The sequence below is a fragment of the Actinomyces oris genome, from assembly GCF_001937445.1.
Taxonomy (GTDB): Bacteria; Actinomycetota; Actinomycetes; order Actinomycetales; family Actinomycetaceae; genus Actinomyces; species Actinomyces acetigenes.
The window spans coordinates 12,801-30,925 of the sequence record NZ_MSKS01000001.1 but is presented as its reverse complement, the minus strand read 5'-3'; the positions used below and the strand labels follow the sequence as shown (position 1 = coordinate 30,925).

Genomic DNA, 18,125 nt, shown 5'->3' with positions numbered 1-18,125 from the left:
GCGCCCTGAGGCGCCCGCACCACCGACCACCACGCGCAGACACGTCATCGACACGCTAGGGAGCACTCATGACCGTCCAGTCCGCCCAGCCGGCTCAGGCAAGCCAGTCGCCCCAGTCGGAGCAGGCTGCACAGCCCGACATCGTCTACACCTGGACCGATGAGGCCCCGATGCTGGCGACCCACTCCTTCCTGCCGATCGTGCGCGGCTTCGCCCAGCGGGCGGGCGTGAGCGTGGGCACGGCGGACATCTCGTTGGCGGGACGCGTCCTGGCGGCCTTCTCCCTGGCCGACGACGACCTGGCCCGCCTGGGTGAGCTCACCCAGTCCCCGGCGGCCACGATCATCAAGCTGCCCAACATCTCGGCCTCCCTGCCCCAGCTCAAGGCCGCCATCGCCGAGCTCCAGGCCCTGGGCCACGAGATCCCCGACTACCCCGACTCCCCCGCCACGCCCGCCGAACACGAGGCGCGCGCCGCCTACGACGCCGTCAAGGGCAGCGCCGTCAACCCCGTCCTGCGTGAGGGCAACTCGGACCGGCGCGCCCCGACGGCCGTCAAGGCCTACGCCCGCTCCCACCCGCACTCGATGGGGGCCTGGTCGCCCCAGTCGCGCACCCGCGTGGCCACGATGGGATCGGGCGACTTCCGGCGCAATGAGCGCAGCGTCGTCGTGCCCGAGGCCGGCACCCTGCAGATCCAGTTGCGCCCGGCCGACGGCGGCGAGCCGATCGTCCTGCGGGAGTCGCTGCCGGTGAGCGCCGGGGAGGTCGTGGACGCCACCTTCATGAGCGCCGCCGCCCTGGATGAGTTCCTCGCCGGGCAGGTGGCCGCCGCCAAGGATGAGGACCTGCTGCTGTCGGTGCACCTGAAGGCCACGATGATGAAGGTCTCCGACCCGATCATCTTCGGTCACGCGGTGCGCGCCGCCCTGCCGGGCGTCTTCTCCACCTATGGGCGGGTCCTGGCCGAGGCGGGCCTGCGCGCCGAGGACGGGCTGGCCTCGATCCTGGCGGGCCTGGACTCGCTGCCCCAGGGCGAGGAGATCCGCGCCGCCATCGAGGCCGAGCTGGCCGCCGGGCCGCGCCTGTCCATGGTGGACTCCGAGCGCGGCGTCACGAACCTGCACGTGCCCAGTGACGTCATCATCGACGCCTCCATGCCCGCCATGATCCGGGCCGGCGGGCACCTGTGGGGGCCGGACGGCCAGACCGCGGACACCCTCGCCGTCATCCCGGACTCCTCCTACGCCGGCGTCTACCAGGCCGTCATCGATGACTGCCGCACCCACGGCGCCCTGGACCCGGCCACCATGGGCTCGGTGCCCAATGTGGGCCTCATGGCCCGCAAGGCCGAGGAGTACGGCAGCCATGACAAGACCTTCCTCATCCCGGCCGACGGCACCGTGGAGGTCGTCGTGGTCGAGGGCGCGGGCGCCGAGCCCGGTGCGGTGCTGCTGGCCCACGAGGTGGCCGCCGGCGACATCTGGCGGGCCTGCACCACCCAGGACGCCCCCATCCGCGACTGGGTGCACCTGGCGGTCACGCGGGCCCGAGCCACCGGCGCCCCGGCCGTCTTCTGGCTGGACCCCGAGCGCGGGCACGACGCCGTCCTCATCGACCTGGTGAACCGTTACCTGGCCGATGAGGACACCGAGGGCCTGGACATCCGCGTCCTGGACCCGGTGGCGGCCACGCGCCTGTCCCTGGAGCGCGCCCGCCGCGGCGAGGACACGATCTCGGTGACCGGCAACGTGCTGCGCGACTACAACACGGACCTCTTCCCCATCCTCGAGCTGGGCACGAGCGCCAAGATGCTCTCGGTGGTGCCGCTGATGAATGGCGGCGGCCTCTATGAGACCGGCGCCGGGGGCTCGGCCCCCAAGCACGTGCGCCAGCTGCTTGAGGAGGACTACCTTCGCTGGGACTCCCTGGGTGAGTTCCTGGCCCTGGCGGAGGCCTTCCACCACATGGCCCAGGTCAGCGGCAACGAGCGCGCCGAGATCCTGGCCGACGCCCTGGAGGCCGCCACGGCCCGGCTGCTGGAGGAGAACCGCTCCCCGGCACGCCGCCTGGGGCAGATCGACAACCGCGGCTCGCACGCCTGGCTGGCCCTGTACTGGGCCCGCGAGCTGGCCGCGCAGGAGACCAGCCCCGAGCTCGCCGCCGTCTTCTCCCCAATCGCCCAGCAGCTCGAGGCCTTCAATGACACGATCCAGGCCGAGCTCTTGGCCGTCCAGGGCTCCCCGGTGGACATCGGCGGCTACTACCGCCCCGATGCGGCCCTGACCGACGCCGCCATGCGACCCTCGACCACCCTCAACGCGGTCATCGAGGCCCTGGCATGACCAACGCCCCCGGCGCCGCCGGCCCTGGCGTCCCTGCGGCCCTTTCGGCTGCCTCGGCAGGATCGGCCGAGCCGTGGCGGGCGCCGGTGGCGGCGGGGGCGCTCGAGACCGTCGTGGAGCTACCGGGGTCGAAGTCGCTGAGCGCGCGGGCCCTGCTGCTGGCCGCGCTCGCCGACGCGCCGACGACACTCACCGGGCTCCTGCGCTCGCGCGACACCGAGCTCATGCTCGCCGCCCTGAGCGTGCTCGGCGCCCGCTTCGAGAACCTCGACGAGACCGGCAAGCACCTGCGCGTCACGCCGGCTCCCCTGCCGCTGCACGTGCAGGCCGGACCCGACGGTCTCGGACGCATCGACGTCGGCCTGGCCGGGACCGTCATGCGCTTCGTTCCCGCCCTGGCCGCCCTGGCCGACACCCCGGTCGTCTTCGACGGGGACGAGGCCGCCCGGCGCCGCCCCATGGCGCCTCTGCTCGACGCGCTGGCCGCCCTGGGCGCGGACGTCACCCACCTCGGTGAGCCCGGCTTCCTGCCCTTCCGAGTCGGCCCCGGCGACGGCGCCCTCCTGCGAACCGAGGGCACCCGCGTGGCGGTCGACGGCTCGGCCTCCTCCCAGTTCGTCTCCGCCCTCCTGCTCCTGGGCGCCATCCTGCCCGGCGGCCTGGAACTCACCCCCACCGGGCCGGTCCCCTCACTGACGCATGTGGCCATGACGGTGGCGACGCTGCGCGAGCGGGGCATCGCCGTGGACGAGCCCGCCCCCGGGGCCGGTGACGGCGAGCGCACCTGGCGGGTCCACCCCGGTCGCCCCCGCGGCGGGCAGGTCGTGATCGAACCGGACCTGTCCAACGCCGGCCCCTTCCTGGCGGCCGCCCTCGTGGCCGGGGGCCGAGTCAGTGTCCCCCACTGGCCGGCGGCCACGACCCAGGCCGGCGACGCCTGGCGAGAGCTCCTCCCCCGCCTGGGCGGGGAGGCGAGGCTCACCGACGGGCTGCTCACGGCCCACGGCTCCGGGAGGCTGACCGGGATCCACGCGGACCTGTCCGACGTCGGCGAGCTGGCCCCCACGGTGGCGGCCCTGGCCACTCTCGCCGGAGCCCAGGGCCACACCAGCGTCCTCACCGGCATCGCGCACCTGCGCGGGCACGAGACCGACCGCCTGGCGGCCCTGGCCACCCAGATCCGCCTCCTGGGCGGGGACGCCGAGGAGAGCGACGACGGGCTCATCATTCGCCCCGCCCCGCTGCACGGCGCCGCCCTGCGATCCTACGCCGACCACCGGATGGCGACCTTCGCCGCCGTCATCGGCCTGAGCGTGGAGGGGGTGAGCCTGGACGACGTCGAGTGCACCTCCAAGACGCTGCCCGGCTTCACGGACCTGTGGGCCGCCATGCTGGCCACCTCCGGTGGGGGCGGTACCGGGCCCGCCACCGCCTCGCATCGCGAGCCGGAGACCCCCGGAGACGGTGTCTGATGGCCCGCCGCGACATCGGCACCGACGACCCGCGCGTGAGGGTCCGCCCCGGCCGGGGCTCGCGCCCGCGCACCAAGCAGCGCCCCAGTCACGCCGACGCAGCCCTGGGCATGGTCACCCGCATCGACCGCGGCCACTACCGGATCCGCCTGGACGACCCCAGCCTCACTGAGGACTCCAGCGGCAACATCACCGCCATGAAGGCCCGCGAGCTGGGGCGGGGCAAGGTCGTCGTCGGGGACCGGGTCGCCGTCGTCGGGGACACCAGCGGCCGCAAGGGCACCCTGGCGCGCATGGTCCGCATCGAGGAGCGCACCACCCTGCTGCGCCGCAGCGCCGAGGACGGGGACGGAGCCGGCACCGAGAGGGCGATCGTCGCCAACGCCTCCAAGCTCGTCATCGTCACCGCCGTGGCCGACCCCGAGCCGCGCCCACGCATGATCGACCGATACCTCGTGGCCGCCTACGACGCCGGCATGGAGCCGCTCATCGTGCTCACCAAGACCGACCTGGCCGACGCCGCTCCGCTGACGGACCTCTACAGCCCCCTGGGCGTGCGCTGTCTGGCTACGCAGCTGCACCCCCAAGCCCCCGAGACCGGCCCCTCCCAGGCCTGCGGCGAGCGGCCCGACGACGGTGTCGAAGCGGTCCGCCAAGCGCTTGACGGTGCCGTCTCGGTCCTCGTGGGCCACTCCGGGGTCGGCAAGTCCACGCTCATCAACGCGCTCGTGCCCGGGGCCGACCGCGCCACCGGGCACGTCAACGAGGTCACCGGCCGGGGCCGCCACACCTCCACCAGTCTTCAGGCCCTCGAGCTGCCCGGGGGCGGCTGGGTCATCGACACCCCCGGCGTGCGTTCTTTCGGGGTTTCCCACGTCGGCAGCGCCGACATCCTGCGGGGCTTCCCGGACCTGGCCCGCGTGGCCGAGGACTGTCCGCGGGGCTGCACCCATGAGGAGGGCGTCGTCGACTGCGCCCTGGATGAGTGGGCGAGCACGGCGGACGGGCCGGACGCCTCGGGAGCCTCGGCTGCCCGCGAGGAGCGGCGCGCGAGGGTGGAGTCCTTCCGCCGGCTGCTGGCCCCCTCACTGGAGGCCGAGGACCCCACCCGGCCCTGAAACGCTCCCGGCGGCGCCGCGCGAGCCCCTCAGGGCACGTCACAGTTTCGTTGACAGCGCGATCCTCAACCTCGAGGGCCGTTTGCCCTGGTACAGGGCGTCGACCCGCTAGAAACGGCGTCAATACTGAGTTTTTTCACGTTTCGTCAGAGCCCCTATTGGACGTCATGTGCTAGAACTCACATCACACAGCCGTTGCAGGATTCAACTACACACCGATTTTGACGGTTCCCACAAGCGAAAGCGCGTTAGTCTCAGGACATGCACAACCGTCCGACCCCTTCGCTCCCACGTCCCGCCCTGGGCGACCTGTCCGCACGCGCCAACCTCTCTGCGGCGCGCCGGCGCGTCCTGGAGGTCGTGGAGGCTTCTAACGACGCGATGACGGCCGTTCAGGTCGCCAGCGCACTCAACCTGCACCACAACACCGTCCGTGAGCACCTCGACGCCCTGGTTGACGCCGGGTTCGTCACGGTGTCCACCAAGCCGACGGGCAAGCGGGGCCGCCCGGCCCTGCGCTACGCCTCAACGGCCCCCGACCCTCAGCAGATGGTCGACGCCTACCTGCTGCTGCTCGACGCGATCGCCGACACCCTGGGCGAGGGCGAGGACGCCCGCGCCACGGCCCTGGAGATCGGTCGCCGCTGGGCCGAGCTGACCCCCGGCACCATTGCTGAGCCCACGGTCGACGGCGAGCAGGTGGACCGGGTTACCGCCCTCATCCCCTACCTGGCGGTCATGGGCTTCGCCCCGGAGGTTTCCGGAGACAGCGTCGTCCTGCGCTCCTGCCCGCTCATCACCCGCAATCACCAGCCGCGCGACCTGGTGTGCACCATGCACGAGGGTTTCCTCCGGGCCGTCGTCGGCCCCGACCCGGCCGCCTACGAGCGTCTCAAGTTCCTGCCCAACGGTCCTGACGGCTGCCAGATCAGCTCGGCTCAGCCCGTCGACACGGAGCCGGATCTCAAGATCGTCCACGCCGACGTCGCCTGAGCACGCGGCTCCAACAGCATCACACGTCCACCACTTCTAGATCGCAAGGCTTCGGCCCCGGGCACAGTCGCCCGGGGCCGAAGCGGCATTCGGTGGTGCTACGAGCCCTGGTCTGAGGTGCCCGCGGTTCAGGCCGTGACCTCCAGGACGCCGTGAGCGCCCTTCTCCATGTCGGCGAAGGAGTGCGTCACGAACACGTAGTGTCCCGGCTCGGAGGCGACGCACTCGACGAATCCGCCCTGGGCCGGCTGCAGACCGAGGGCCTGGGAGCCGCCGGACCAGGCGGCCCCGATCCGGTTCGGGCCGCCCAGGGTCCAGGCCCCCTCGAAGAAGACCTGATCGAACTGCAGGCCGACGGCGTGGAACGACGTCGGAAGAGAGGGGCCGGCGGCCATGACCCAGAAGCGCACGCGCTCCCCGACCTTGGCCTTAAGCGGCTGCTGGTGGTACTGGAAGGCCACCCCGTTGAAGGTCATGAGGTCGGGGGTCTTGGCGGCGATCTTCTCCGTGTTGGGCTCGCCGCCCTCGGGGCCGAGGTAGACCTCGGAGGCGACGATGACATACTCGCGGTCCACGGCCGTCAGCCCCGGTGGGTCGATGATGACGGCCCCGTGCATGCCGGCGGCCAGGTGCAGGCTCATCGGCGAGGTGGAGCAGTGGTAGAGCCAGATCCCCGAGTGCTGGGCCTTGAAGGTGTAGACGAGGGACTCCCCAGGGTTGATCGAGCGCATCGCCTGATCGGGCGGGGTGATCCCCGCGTGGAAGTCCAGGGAGTGGCTCATCGTGCCGTCGTTGACCAGGGTGATCTCGAAGGTGTCCCCCACCTTGCCGCGTAGGACGGGGCCGGGGACCTGCCCGTTGAAGGTCAGGCGCCGCTGGGTGACGCCGGCGCCGACCGGCATGACCTGCTCCTTGACGGTGAAGGTGTGCCGGTGGGTCATGGGGCCGCCGTCGGGACTGGTGGGGGCCGGCGGCAGGGCGGCGTCGAAGGCCTTGAAGCCTGCGGGCAGCTGGGCCGAGTAGTCGGGAACCGCGTCCTTGCCGGAGCCGGCCGGCTTGCTCTGGCCACCGCCATGCTGGTGGGCGCCGGCGGCCGCCCCGCCCGCGGTGACGTGAAAGACCATGCCCTGGGCGCGGTGGCCGGCGATGGAGCACCAGCCCTCGATCGGACCCGCGACGATGCCGGCGTCGAGGGTGCCCTTGGCTCTGGCGGCGATGCGCCCGGTGGTCTGGCCGGTGGCCAGGACGAGGTCGTGGACCTGGTCGGCGGTGTTGTCCAGGGTGATGACGAGCCGGTCGCCGGGGGTGACATCGACCGTGTCCGGTACGAACCGCAGGCCCTCCACCGTGATGGTGGCGTTGACGGTGTTGCCGGTGGGCGTGACGTCCTGGGTGGTTCCGCCCTGACCCCGGTTGCCGATGACGCTGCCGACGACGACGGCCGCTCCGGCGGTGAGCAGCCCCATGAGGACACCGCGGCGGTCGGCGGACTGGAGCAGGCCGCCCGAGGACGAGGCGGCGGTCCCGTCTCCCGCCGTCGGGCCGGCCCCGCCGGTCAGGGGGCGGCGGTTGCGGTCGATGGCGGGGGCGGTACCGGCCGTCACCGCTCGGCGGTGGGCGCCCTCGGGCTTACCGGCGCCCGTCGCCGCGCGCCCAGCAGTGTCGCCGGGGGCCTGAGCCGCACTGTCGGCGCCGCTGCGCTCGGTCTCCTGGGAGGCAGCGTCCTGAGAAGGGGCGTTCTCGGAGCCAGCAGTCTCAGGAGCGGCGGCCTCATCAGGGGATGGTGCCTGTGCGTCGGGCGTCTTCGTCATCGGGTTCCCCTTCGGGGCTGGGCGGACCGGTGGCCCGCGGGGTCGGAGGTGGGGTCGGCGTCGGCCGGGGTGCGTCGGGTACGCGGCGGGCGCTTGCGCTGGGAGACCTCGCGCAGGCTGAGCATCATGCCCGCCAGCAGGTAGGAGGTCACCAGCGCGGCCAGGGCGCCGGCAACGACGCGCACCTGCCAGGGCGCCCCCGGGTAGAGCGCCAGCAGGAGGCAGGCGTTGGCGGCGGTGACCCGGTAGGCGGCGAAGCGGTCCATGATCGCGTTGGTGGCCCGGGTGGCCGCGGGGCCGCCTCCGAGCATCACCGGGGTGAGGTAGCTCAGAGCCGCCACGAGGATCTGCAGAGCGAAACCCGCCGCCAGGGGCAGGCGCAGGGAGTGGATGACCTCACGGGCAGCGGCGGCGTCGTCGGCCAGCGACATGCGGGCCCCCAGGACGGCGACGCAGCCGACGAACCAGGCCACCGAGGCCGTGGCGGAGGCCGTGGCGAAGGAGGTTGGCGGGACCCGGCGGGCGGTGCGGTAGGCGGGCACGAGGACTGCGCAGGCGCCGCCGAGGTAGACCAGGGTGCCCAGACCCGCCAGGGGCGGCCACAGCCCGCAGGCGGCCACCAGCGCGGTGCCGCCCACGAGGTAGGGCAGGCCGCGAGTGGTCCAGCGCGGCGCGACCGGCTCCATGGGGGTGCGCAGCATCGTGGGCCACAGGACCGTGAGCGTGCCCAGGACCGTGGTGCCCACGAAGCCCAGCAGCATGGTGGTCGTGTGGGCCAGGTAGAAGCCGTCGGCCAGGGCGGAGCGCCCGTGGGCGTTGGACCAGGCGATGAGGAAGCCCAGGAGCGCACCGGTGGCCAGCAGGACCAGGGCGACGGCGTAGTGGAGGGCCAGGGAGGCCAGGCGCGGGGCGATGGCCCTGCGGTACTGCACGGTGATGGCCACGACGCCCGCAATGGCCTGGGCCATGACGATACCCGCCCCGATGAGCGCCACCGCCTGCTGGCCCATGGTGATGCCGGTGAGCACGACGGCGGTGCCGAGGCTGTGGGCGTAGAGGCGCGCGTCCAGGAGGGCGGCGCCGCCCAGGGCCGGGCGGTGCAGGAGGGTGTCGGCGAAGTGGGCGGACCAGATGGTGATGGCGCTGCCGATCCCACCCAGGAGCAGGGCATGCAGGGGCAGCCAGGTTCCCCAGGAGACCAGCGGGCCCACGATGGTCAGGGCCGCCAGGACCGCGGCAATGAGCAGCCAGGCCATGACCAGGGCGTTGCGACGCACCTGGGTGGTGCGCCGGGAGGGCTTCTTGGCGGGGCGGCCCGGGCCGCTTGCTCGTCCGGGGCTGGGAAGCGAGCCGGGCCGGGGGGCGGACCCGGTACCGGGAGAACCGATGGACAGGCTCATGCGCGGCCCCCTGTCGCCTGCGACGTCGTCGATCCGGATGCCGCGGCCGCAGCCGGCTGTCCTGCCCTCACCGACTTGCGGATGCTGCCAGAGGTCAGGACGCGCCCCAAGGTGAGGACCATGAAGACGAGGATCGCCGCCACTCCCACGGCACCGCCGACCTTCCAGACCGCGGAGGCCTCCGCCAGCAGGCCGACGACGCGCACCACCAGGCCAGCGTGCAGCAGAACGTAGGGCAGCCACATGAGTCGGTGGTAGGGCAGGGCCCGGTGGACGATCGCGGGGATGATGACCGGGGCGTGGGCCAGGATCATGGAGAAGGCGAAGCCCACCGTGATGCAGTGGATGACGATCTCGTAGGCGGCCCCGTTCAGGCCCTGCAGGCCCCACAGCGACCAGACCGCCCCGGCGACGGCGAGCCACACATAGCCGGCGAGCATGGAGGCCGCCATGAAGCGCACCCCGCCGCGCAGACGGACCGTGCGTCGGGCGACGTCGTAGTAGGCCATGACGACGGCCAGTCCCAGCAGGGCCGGGCCAACCACGAGGTGTAAGCCCGGTGCGATGAGCAACAGGCAGGCACCCAGGACCGCCGCGCCGGAGAGCGCCTCGACGACGGTCTCCACCATCTCGTCGAGGAAGGCGATGCGGGCCAGCTCCAGGCGCTCGCCGATGATGGTGAGCGTGGGGAAGAGCAGCCACAGCGGGACGACATCCTCCATGCCGCGCCCACCCAGCCACAGGACGTCCCCCAGCAGGAGGGCGGCCCCGCCCATGGCCTCGACGTCGACGGCGGCGCTGGGGGCGCGGCGGTGAACCCGCAGGTAGATGGCGCACAGGACGCCGGCGGCACCGGTCATGAGTCCCCGGCCGACAACGTCGGGGGCACCGGCCAGGAGGGCCAGGCAGCCCGCGGCACTTCCCAGGGGGGCGAGGAAGGCCCAGGGGGTGCGGGCGGCGACCGCCCGTTCCAGGGCGATGACGGTCCCCAGGAAGCCGACGAGCATGAGGGGGCCGTGGAGCGCCGCCAGCTCGGCCCCGTTGACGAGGGCCGGCAGGCTGAGGCGCAGGAGGGCGGCGTTGAGTCCCATGAGGATGCAGGCGGCCCCCAGGGCCAGGGCCACCAGGCGCGGCGCCACGCGGCTGGTCAGCGCCCGGCTGAGTCGGTCCATCTCCACGGCCCAACCGTATCCAACGGCGCCGCAAACCCACGCACCACGCACTCACATCGACAAAAACTTCATAGACGACACGGCTCCGCGTCACTTATGAAGTTTCGGTAGGTTTGTATGGGGCTGGCAGCGCCAGCGGAGGTGGCCAGTCGCGCCAGCAGAAGTGGACAGCCGTTCCACTGGCGGTGGACAGTCGTTCCAGCCGGCCCTGCGGTGGTAGTAAGGTCGCGCACACCAGTACGAAACACTCCGAAGGAGAACCCTATGAGCGAGAGCCCCGAGCTGCTGCCCGTCACTGAGAAGAAGTCCAGCTGCGGCTGCCACGAGCACAGCGACGAGCGCCTCACCCTGGACGCGCGCGCCATCCCGCACCGTCTGCGCCACGCCGCGGTCATTGGCGCCGCCTCCTCCCTCAACCCCGGTGAGGGCTTCGACCTGGTGGCCCCGCACGTGCCCACCCCTCTGCTGGCCCAGATCGACCAGCTGCCCTTCACCTTCCAGCACACGCTGCTGGAGCAGTCCGAGGGCTTCGCGCGCGTCGAGATCCTGCGCACCGCCTGATCCGCGCCTGAGCGCGACCGGCCGGCGGAAGGCACCCGCGGTCCCTAGCACTCGGCTTCGGCCACGGGCTCGGGGCCTCAACGGGCCTGGCTCCATACCGTCGGCGCGCTCCCGATATGCTCAACGCATGACGCCAGCACCACTCGATGCCGCGGTCGTCGGCCCGAGCAAGAGCCGTGGAGCCTCCGCGGACCTGCCCATGCCGACGACCCGGCCGGTGCTACCCGAGCTGCCCGAACGTCCCGGCCTGTCGGCCCCGACTGCCGACGGCGTCCCCCAGCAGCTGGTCGACCGCTACGGGCGCACCGTGCGCGACCTGCGCCTGTCCATCACGGACCGCTGCAACCTGCGTTGCACCTACTGCATGCCCGCGCAGGGTCTCCAGTGGTTGCCCACCCCGGATCTGCTGACCACCGCCGAGCTCACCCGCCTGGGGCGCATCGCCGTCGAGCGCCTGGGAGTTGAGCGCATCCGCCTGACCGGTGGCGAGCCGCTCATGCGGCGCGACCTGGAGGAGATCGTCGAAGCACTGTCCGCGTTGCGGACCTCGGCCGGGGCCAAACCGGACATCGCCCTGACTACCAACGGCCTGGGCCTGGAGAAGCGGGCCGCCGGGCTGCGGGCGGCGGGCCTGGACCGCGTCAACATCTCCATCGACTCCCTGGACCCGCAGGACTACGCCGCCATCACTCGCCGCGACCGGCTCGCCGATGTCCTGACCGGGATCGCCGGCGCCCAGGAGGCCGGCCTGGCCCCCATCAAGGTCAATGCCGTGGCCGTGCCCGCCACCGTGGAGGAACGCGCGCCACGTCTCCTAACCGAGTGCCTGCGCCGTGGCTGGCAGCTGCGGTTCATCGAGCACATGCCGCTGGGACCGCGCGAGACCTGGAGCAGCCAGGACGTCGTCGGCGTCGATCAGATCCTGGGGGTGCTGCGGGAGGCCGGATTCACCCTCACCGAGGTGGGCCGCCCGGACCGTCGTCCGGCGGCGCTGTGGCGCGTCGCCGCCGGAAGCGCGTTGGGCCAGGAGCATCCGGCCGGGACGGTGGGCGTCATCGCCTCGGTCACCGCCCCCTTCTGCTCGGACTGCGACCGCACCCGGATCACGGCCGACGGGCGCCTCATGACCTGCCTGTTCTCCAGCACCGAGACCGACCTGCGCGGCCCCATGCGCGCCGGTGCCGACGACGACGAGCTCATCCGCATCTGGGCCGGCGCAACCTGGGGCAAGCCCCGCGCGCACGGCTCGGACAGTCCCCACACCGAGAGCGACGGCTTCGCTCGCCCGCAGCGCACCATGTCGGCCATCGGTGGCTGACCCGATTCCTCAGGAGCCCCCATGACGAACCCCTCCCCCGAGCTGTCGCCCCAGGCGGACGCGCACGCCGGTCAGGCGCAGATCTCTGTGACCCTGCGCTACTTCGCCGCGGCCACTGAGGCCGCCGGGCGCCCCGAGGAGCGCCTGGACCTGCCCGCCGGCACGACACTGGCGGCTCTGCGCGAGCAGCTCTCCGGTCGAGGCCTGGAGATGGCGCGGGTCATCCCGATCTGCAGCTTCCTCGTCAACTCGGTCTCCACCCCGGCGGACTCGCTCACGCCCCTGGCCGACGGCGACGCCGTCGACGTGCTCCCGCCCTTCGCTGGCGGGTGACCACCGCATCGAGCCGGACGGTTGTCGCGTAACCCGACCGTTCTTCCACCAGGCTGCCCGGGACGTTCCAGGCTCGGCGATAAGACGTCAGGCGATGTTGCTCCACTGGCTCGAGCCGTCGGTGAAGGTCTGGCGCTTCCACACGGGCAGGCGCTCCTTGACCTCCTCGACGATCTGGCTGCACACGGCGAAGGCCTCGGCGCGGTGGTCGGAGCTGACGGCGACCGCGAGCGCTGCCTCCCCGACGCTCAGGTCGCCGACGCGGTGGACGACGCCCAGGGCCCGCACCCGCCCCTGCTGAGCCACGTCCTGGGCGATCTGCTCGACGACCTGGCCGGCCGTGGGGTGGCAGGAGTAGCCGATGCCGGTGACGGCGCGCTCGGCGTCGTGGTTGCGGACCACGCCCTCGAAGGTGACGACGGCGCCGGCGGCGGCGTCCTGGACGGCGTCGGCGAGTTCGGTGACGCTGATGGGTGACTCGGTGACCTCGGCACGGACCACGCGGGCCGTGGGAGCCGGGAGCGGCCGGCTGGGCTGGTCGGGGCTGGGCGTCACGGGGTCTCCTCGATCGGGGCGGCGGGCTGGGCGTGATCGGATGGTCGGCCGCGAGCATACCCATGTGGGCTTCACCGGCTGAACGGGCATGATAGGCCCCGGACGTTCGGGCACCGGCCCCACGACCGCCCGCCCTGAGGTCGCAGCCCGCAGGGTACCCGCCGAAGGAAGGACCGCTATGGCGCAGATGATTCCGCTGGAGGACTACGTCTCCCAGGTGCTGGAGACCCTCTCACCCCTGGAGGACGGTCGCCTGGAGCTGGGGCGGACGCACGGCCGGGTGCTGGCCAAGGACGTGACCGCCGCCGTCCCGGTGCCGCCGTGGACGAACTCGGCGATGGACGGCTACGCGGTGCGCGCGAAGGACACGACCGGCGCCTGCCCGCTCACGCCCGTGGTTCTGCCGGTGAGCGGGGACGTTCCGGCCGGCGCCGCACCGCGGCCCCTCGCGGAGGGAACCGCCCAGCGGATCATGACTGGGGCGATGCTGCCTGAGGGCGCGGACGCCGTGGTCAAGGTGGAAGACACCGACCAGGCTCCCGGCCCGCACCCGATTCCCGAGCACGTCGAGATCCGCGCGGCAGCGACCCCGGGCCTCAGCGTGCGCCGCGCCGGGGAGGACGTGGCCGCGGGTGATCCGGTCATGGCGGCGGGGACGAGGCTGTCGGCGGCGGCCATCTCCGCCCTGGCCTCCGTGGGGCTCGGCTCGGTGCTGGTGCGGCCGCAGGTGCGCGTGGCGGTGGTGTCCACCGGGGCCGAGCTGCGTGACGCCGGCCAGGCGCTGGAGCCCGGGACGATTCCCGACTCCAACTCCCTGCTGCTCGCCGGGCTGGTCACCGAGCACGGGGCCGTGTGCACGAGCGTGGCCCGCAGCGGCGACACGGCCGAGGCCCTGGCTGAGGTCCTACAGCAGGCCGCGGCCGGCGCCGACCTCATCGTCACCTCCGGGGGCGTGTCCGCGGGAGCCTTCGATCCTCTAACGATGCTGGCTCAGAGGGGGGGGGGCGAGGAGGCCCCAGTGCACCTGGACTTCGTCAAGGTGGCCATGCAGCCGGGCAAGCCCCAGGGGCACGGCTGGGTGCTCGCCGACGACGGCCGGCGGGTGCCGATCATCTGTCTGCCGGGCAATCCGGTGAGTGTCCTGGTCTCCTTCACCACGATCGTGGCGCCGGCGCTGGCCCGTCTGGCCGGGCAGGATGCGGCAGGCGGCGCAGAGCCGCTTCCAGGCCGGCCTGCGCTGACGGCGCGCGCGGCGGTGGGTTGGCGAACCCCGCCGGGGCGGCGCCAGCACGTTCCGGTGCGCTTCACCGAGGCCCCCACCGGCTCCGGCGTCCGTTCCGACCTCGGTAACGGTGCGGGCCTCCCCTGGGTGACGCCCACCCACCGGCTGGGCTCCGGCTCGCACCTGGTGGCCTCGCTGCCCGCCGCGCAGGCACTGGCGGTGGTGGCCGCCGAGGTCGAGGCGGTCGAGGTCGGCGACGAGCTGCCCCTCATCCCGCTGTCCGCCTTGTAGCGCCCGCCGGCCGCCCCTGAAGGCCGCCAGTGAGAGCCACGAGACACGTCCACGACGCACGATCCCACCTCCAGTGAAGGAGCCCCCATGACTACCCGCCCCGAGATCACCCTCACCCACCTGGACGAGGCGGGCGCCGCCTACATGGTGGACGTCACCGCCAAGACCCCCACCGTGCGCGAGGCCCGCGCCAGTGCCTTCGTGGCCTGCTCGGAGGCGATCGTCGACGCCCTGCGCGGCGGCTCTGTCCCCAAGGGCGACGTGCTCGCCGTGGCCCGCGTGGCCGGGATCGCGGCGACGAAGAAGGTCCCCGAGCTCCTCCCCCTGGCGCATGTCATTGGTGTGCACGGGGCGCGCGTGGACCTGGAGATCGTCGACGGCGGCGTGCGCATCGAGACCACGGTGCGCACGGCCGACCGCACGGGCGTGGAGATGGAGGCCCTCACCGCCGCCACCGTGGCGGGACTGGCGATCGTCGACATGGTCAAGGGAGTGGACCGGGGCGTCGAGCTGCGAGAGGCCAAGGTGGTCGCCAAGTCCGGGGGACGCTCAGGGGACTGGGTGCGCGGTGACCGCGGTGACCGCGGCGATGTGGCCTGAGCAGACGGCCCGCGCCATCGTGAGCACCGCGGATGCGGTCGAAGTCGCCGAGGCCCCCGATGGTGCCGAGACCGCCGATGTCATTGTGCTGGCCGGCGGGACCGGGGCTCGGCTGGACGGAGCCTCCAAGCCCGACGTCGTCGCCCGGGGGCTGCGCCTGCTCGACCACGTGCTGGCCGGCCTGGAGCAGCTTCGCGAACAGGGCCTTCCGCTCGGGCGCGTGTGCGTCGTCGCACCGCCGGAGGTCGCACTGCCGTGCGGCGTCCTGCGGGCGCTGGAGGACCCGCCCCTGGGAGGACCCGTCGCCGGGATCGCGGCCGGGCTGGATGTCCTAGGACGGAGCGACCCGGTTGCGGGACTGGCCGGGATCCTCACCTGCGACGCGCCCTTGTCCTGGAGGGCGCTGCCGGCCCTGCACCGGGCGCTGGCGCAGGCCGGGCCGAAGCTGGACGGGGTCTGCGCCCGCGACAGCGAGCACACCCAGTACCTGCTGGGCCTCTACCGTCGCCGAGCACTGGCCGCAGCCGTCGCCCCGGGCGGCACACCTCTGCGGGACACGGCTGTGCGCCGGGCACTCGGGACGCTCCGCGTCAAGGCCATCCCCACGGCTCGCGATGTCGTGCGGGATCTGGACACCTGGGCCGAGGTCCATTCCTGGGACTCGGGCCGCTCCGAGTAGCAGCCCGGCTCAATCCGAATCGCTCAGTAGTGCTCGAGCGTGCTCAGTGGTCGCCGCCGCCGAGCTGCTCCAGGACATGGGGCACCAGGGGGCCGACGACGGCAACGGTGTCCTTGACCCCACCGCGCGAGCCGGGGGCGTTGACGACCAGGGCGCCCTCGGCGCCGCGAGAGGTCACGCCTACCAGCCCGCGGGACAGTCCCGCCAGCGGTGTCTTGGTCAGCCCGTGGGCGCGGATCTGCGCCTCGATGCCCTCGATGCGGGTCTCCAGCAGTGGTGCCGTCGCCTCCGGGGTGAGGTCCCGAGGGGTCACCCCGGTACCGCCGGTGGTCAGGACCACCCGGGCGCCGTCGGCCACCGCCCGCCTGATCGCCTTGCGCACCGGCTCGATGCCGTCGGGCACGAGGTCCACCTTCTCGACGACGACGTCGTGCTCAGCCAGGAGGCGCTGGGCCAGCGGGCCGGAGAGGTCCTCTCTCTCACCGCTGACGCAGCGGTCGGAGACGGTGATGACGGCGCCTTTGACGGGCTCGGGCAGGGCCGCCAGGCCCTTCTGGACGATGGGGGTCTCACTCATGGACCCACCGTAGTCCGCCTACACCCCGCGCGGCTCCTCCGTCTCCCACCCGGAGTTTCAAGGGCAACACGTCCCGATCCAACCGACAACCTCAATTAGGCAACTAATGTTGAACCTAATTCACCGCCCTTAGTCACCTCCGAGCCGTCGGTTTCGCCTCGTATTGCTCAGACATTCGTCCCTTGCATGAAGATCTGACCAACTCAATGCATCATTGATCGCGGTGTGAGTCCGCAGGCTTTCACCGACCCTCTCCACACAGTCTCAGGTCCAGGGCGCTGTCGCCCAGCGGACCGAGCCCCACAACAGCAGGAGCCCTATGTCCACGCTCGACACCTCCGGTCGCGTCCTCACAGGGTGGAACCCTGAAGAGCCGGAGAACTGGTCCGCGAAGATCGCCTGGACCACTCTGACCATCTCGACCTACTCGATGATCCTGGCCTTCTGCGTCTGGCTCCTCCCCAGCGCGATCGCCCCCAAGCTCACCGAGATCGGCTTCAATCTCACCGAGAGCCAGCTGTACTGGCTCGCCGCCATGCCCGGCCTGTCCTGCGGCCTGATCCGCCTCATCTACATGTTCCTGCCGCCGATCGTCGGCACCCGCAAGCTCGTCGCATGGTCGTCCCTGCTCTACGCTCTGCCGATGCTCGGCTGGTTCTTCGCGGTGCAGAGCACCGAGACGAGCTTCGGGACACTGCTCGCCCTGGCCTTCGCCTGCGGGATCGGGGGCGGCTCGTTCTCCGGCTACATGCCCTCGACCGGCTACTTCTTCCCCAAGCGGCTGACCGGTACCGCCCTGGGGATCCAGGCGGGCGTCGGGAACATGGGAATGAGCATCATCCAGCTGCTGAGCCCCTGGCTCATGGGTTTCGGTCTGCTGGGCATCACCTGGATCGCCCCCCAGCACGTCGGCAGCGGCCAAGTGTGGGTCCACAACGTGGCCGTCTTCTTCATCCCGTGGACCATCGTGGCCGCGGTCCTCGCCTTCGCCCTGCTCAAGGACGTCCCGGTCAAGGCCAACATCCGCCAGCAGATCGACATCTTCACCAACCCCGACACCTGGTACATGACGCTCATGTACGTGGCGACCTTCGGGCTGTTCTCCGGGTTCGCCGCACAGTTCGGACTCCTCATCAAGAACACCTACGGGCCTGGCTCGCCCCTGGCCGATCACTTCGACAAGTCCCTGCTGCCCCTGGGTGCGACCTACGCCTTCCTCGGGCCGCTGATCGGGTCGGTGGTCCGAATGCTGTGGGGGCCCCTGTGCGACCGCTTCGGCGGGGCCATCTGGACCTTCATCTCCATCGTGGGAATGGGCGCCACACTCGCCGTCACCACCTTCTACCTCCACCCGACCGATCCGGCGCAGTTCCCCGGCTTCCTGTGGTCCATGCTGGCGATGTTCTTCTTCTCCGGCCTGGGTAACGCCGGCACCTTCAAGCAGATGCCGATGATCATGCCCAAGCGGCAGGCCGGCGGCGCCATCGGCTTCACGGCCGCCGTTGCCAGCCTGGGCCCCTTCATCGTCGGCGTCGCCATCGCCTCCCTGGGCACCACCGCCTGGTTCTGGATCTCGGTCGCCTACTGCGCCGTGTGCGCGGTCATCTGCTGGCTGCGCTACGCGCGACCGGGAGCCCCGTTCCCGGGCTGAGTTCCCACATCCGGCATCCGTTCGGAA

Annotated in this window: 16 protein-coding genes; 11 read left to right on the top strand and 5 right to left on the bottom strand. The window is 72.1% G+C overall.

Translation table 11 applies throughout. The features are described 5' to 3' along the window. Window positions 1–68 precede the first annotated feature (68 nt). From BKH20_RS00120 to BKH20_RS00105, 4 genes are all read left to right on the top strand, one after another. Entirely contained in the window at window positions 69–2,345 is a 2,277-nt protein-coding gene (locus tag BKH20_RS00120; RefSeq protein WP_075389430.1) for an NADP-dependent isocitrate dehydrogenase, read from the top strand. Then, window positions 2,342–3,817 carry a 3-phosphoshikimate 1-carboxyvinyltransferase gene (gene aroA, locus BKH20_RS00115; protein WP_081381537.1) on the top strand — a complete coding sequence of 492 codons (1,476 nt, stop codon included), beginning with the start codon at window positions 2,342–2,344 and terminating at the stop codon, window positions 3,815–3,817. The genes BKH20_RS00120 and aroA overlap by 4 nt, the downstream gene beginning before the upstream one ends. Further along, complete coding sequence (gene rsgA, locus BKH20_RS00110; RefSeq protein WP_075389428.1) at window positions 3,817–4,935, top strand: ribosome small subunit-dependent GTPase A; 1,119 nt, start codon at window positions 3,817–3,819, stop codon at window positions 4,933–4,935. The genes aroA and rsgA overlap by 1 nt, the downstream gene beginning before the upstream one ends. Before the next feature lie 261 nt (window positions 4,936–5,196). Then, window positions 5,197–5,928, top strand: a complete 732-nt coding sequence (locus tag BKH20_RS00105) for a helix-turn-helix transcriptional regulator (protein WP_009406985.1) — start codon at window positions 5,197–5,199, stop codon at window positions 5,926–5,928. 128 nt (window positions 5,929–6,056) lie between these two features. Here the strand turns inward: BKH20_RS00105 and BKH20_RS00100 are convergent, their stop codons facing one another. The 3 genes from BKH20_RS00100 to BKH20_RS00090 are packed head-to-tail and all read right to left on the bottom strand — an operon-like array spanning window position 6,057 to window position 10,311. Further along, window positions 6,057–7,739: a multicopper oxidase domain-containing protein gene (locus tag BKH20_RS00100; RefSeq protein ID WP_075389427.1), complete on the bottom strand. Its 1,683-nt coding sequence runs from the start codon at window positions 7,737–7,739 to the stop codon at window positions 6,057–6,059. Next, window positions 7,736–9,139 (bottom strand): hypothetical protein, encoded by a 1,404-nt coding sequence (locus tag BKH20_RS00095; RefSeq protein ID WP_075389426.1) that lies wholly within the window; start codon window positions 9,137–9,139, stop codon window positions 7,736–7,738. Before BKH20_RS00095 ends, BKH20_RS00100 begins: the two co-directional genes overlap by 4 nt. Beyond that, window positions 9,136–10,311, bottom strand: a complete 1,176-nt coding sequence (locus BKH20_RS00090; protein ID WP_256692947.1) for a hypothetical protein — start codon at window positions 10,309–10,311, stop codon at window positions 9,136–9,138. The genes BKH20_RS00095 and BKH20_RS00090 overlap by 4 nt, the downstream gene beginning before the upstream one ends. A 264-nt stretch (window positions 10,312–10,575) precedes the next feature. On the opposite strand from BKH20_RS00090, the gene BKH20_RS00085 reads away from it, so the two are divergent. The 3 genes from BKH20_RS00085 (at window position 10,576) to BKH20_RS00075 (ending at window position 12,523) form a co-directional block, all read left to right on the top strand. Continuing rightward, window positions 10,576–10,872 carry a DUF2249 domain-containing protein gene (locus tag BKH20_RS00085; protein WP_003785642.1) on the top strand — a complete coding sequence of 99 codons (297 nt, stop codon included), beginning with the start codon at window positions 10,576–10,578 and terminating at the stop codon, window positions 10,870–10,872. Window positions 10,873–10,999: 127 nt separating this feature from the next. Beyond that, on the top strand, window positions 11,000–12,190 hold the full coding sequence (moaA, locus tag BKH20_RS00080; protein WP_075389424.1) for a GTP 3',8-cyclase MoaA: 1,191 nt from the start codon (window positions 11,000–11,002) through the stop codon (window positions 12,188–12,190). A 21-nt stretch (window positions 12,191–12,211) separates the two neighbouring features. Next, on the top strand, window positions 12,212–12,523 hold the full coding sequence (locus BKH20_RS00075) for a MoaD/ThiS family protein (RefSeq protein WP_065363080.1): 312 nt from the start codon (window positions 12,212–12,214) through the stop codon (window positions 12,521–12,523). Between the two features lie 87 nt (window positions 12,524–12,610). Here BKH20_RS00075 and BKH20_RS00070 read toward each other — a convergent pair whose 3' ends face one another. Next, the gene (locus BKH20_RS00070) at window positions 12,611–13,078 is read right to left on the bottom strand and encodes a molybdenum cofactor biosynthesis protein MoaE (protein WP_248406438.1); all 468 of its coding nucleotides are present in this window, start codon (window positions 13,076–13,078) and stop codon (window positions 12,611–12,613) included. Between the two features lie 178 nt (window positions 13,079–13,256). On the opposite strand from BKH20_RS00070, the gene BKH20_RS00065 reads away from it, so the two are divergent. The 3 genes from BKH20_RS00065 (at window position 13,257) to mobA (ending at window position 15,870) form a co-directional block, all read left to right on the top strand. Further along, entirely contained in the window at window positions 13,257–14,591 is a 1,335-nt protein-coding gene (locus tag BKH20_RS00065) for a molybdopterin molybdotransferase MoeA (protein WP_081381536.1), read from the top strand. A gap of 87 nt (window positions 14,592–14,678) precedes the next feature. After that, complete coding sequence (gene moaC, locus BKH20_RS00060) at window positions 14,679–15,191, top strand: cyclic pyranopterin monophosphate synthase MoaC (RefSeq protein ID WP_075389423.1); 513 nt, start codon at window positions 14,679–14,681, stop codon at window positions 15,189–15,191. Beyond that, complete coding sequence (mobA, locus tag BKH20_RS00055) at window positions 15,160–15,870, top strand: molybdenum cofactor guanylyltransferase (protein WP_256692941.1); 711 nt, start codon at window positions 15,160–15,162, stop codon at window positions 15,868–15,870. The genes moaC and mobA overlap by 32 nt, the downstream gene beginning before the upstream one ends. A gap of 43 nt (window positions 15,871–15,913) precedes the next feature. On the opposite strand, the gene BKH20_RS00050 is transcribed toward mobA, so the two are convergent. After that, window positions 15,914–16,447: a MogA/MoaB family molybdenum cofactor biosynthesis protein gene (locus BKH20_RS00050; RefSeq protein ID WP_070658827.1), complete on the bottom strand. Its 534-nt coding sequence runs from the start codon at window positions 16,445–16,447 to the stop codon at window positions 15,914–15,916. A 319-nt stretch (window positions 16,448–16,766) separates the two neighbouring features. Here BKH20_RS00050 and BKH20_RS00045 point away from each other — a divergent pair, with 319 nt between their 5' ends. Then, window positions 16,767–18,098 carry a nitrate/nitrite transporter gene (locus BKH20_RS00045; protein WP_070658826.1) on the top strand — a complete coding sequence of 444 codons (1,332 nt, stop codon included), beginning with the start codon at window positions 16,767–16,769 and terminating at the stop codon, window positions 18,096–18,098. Window positions 18,099–18,125: the final 27 nt, after the last annotated feature.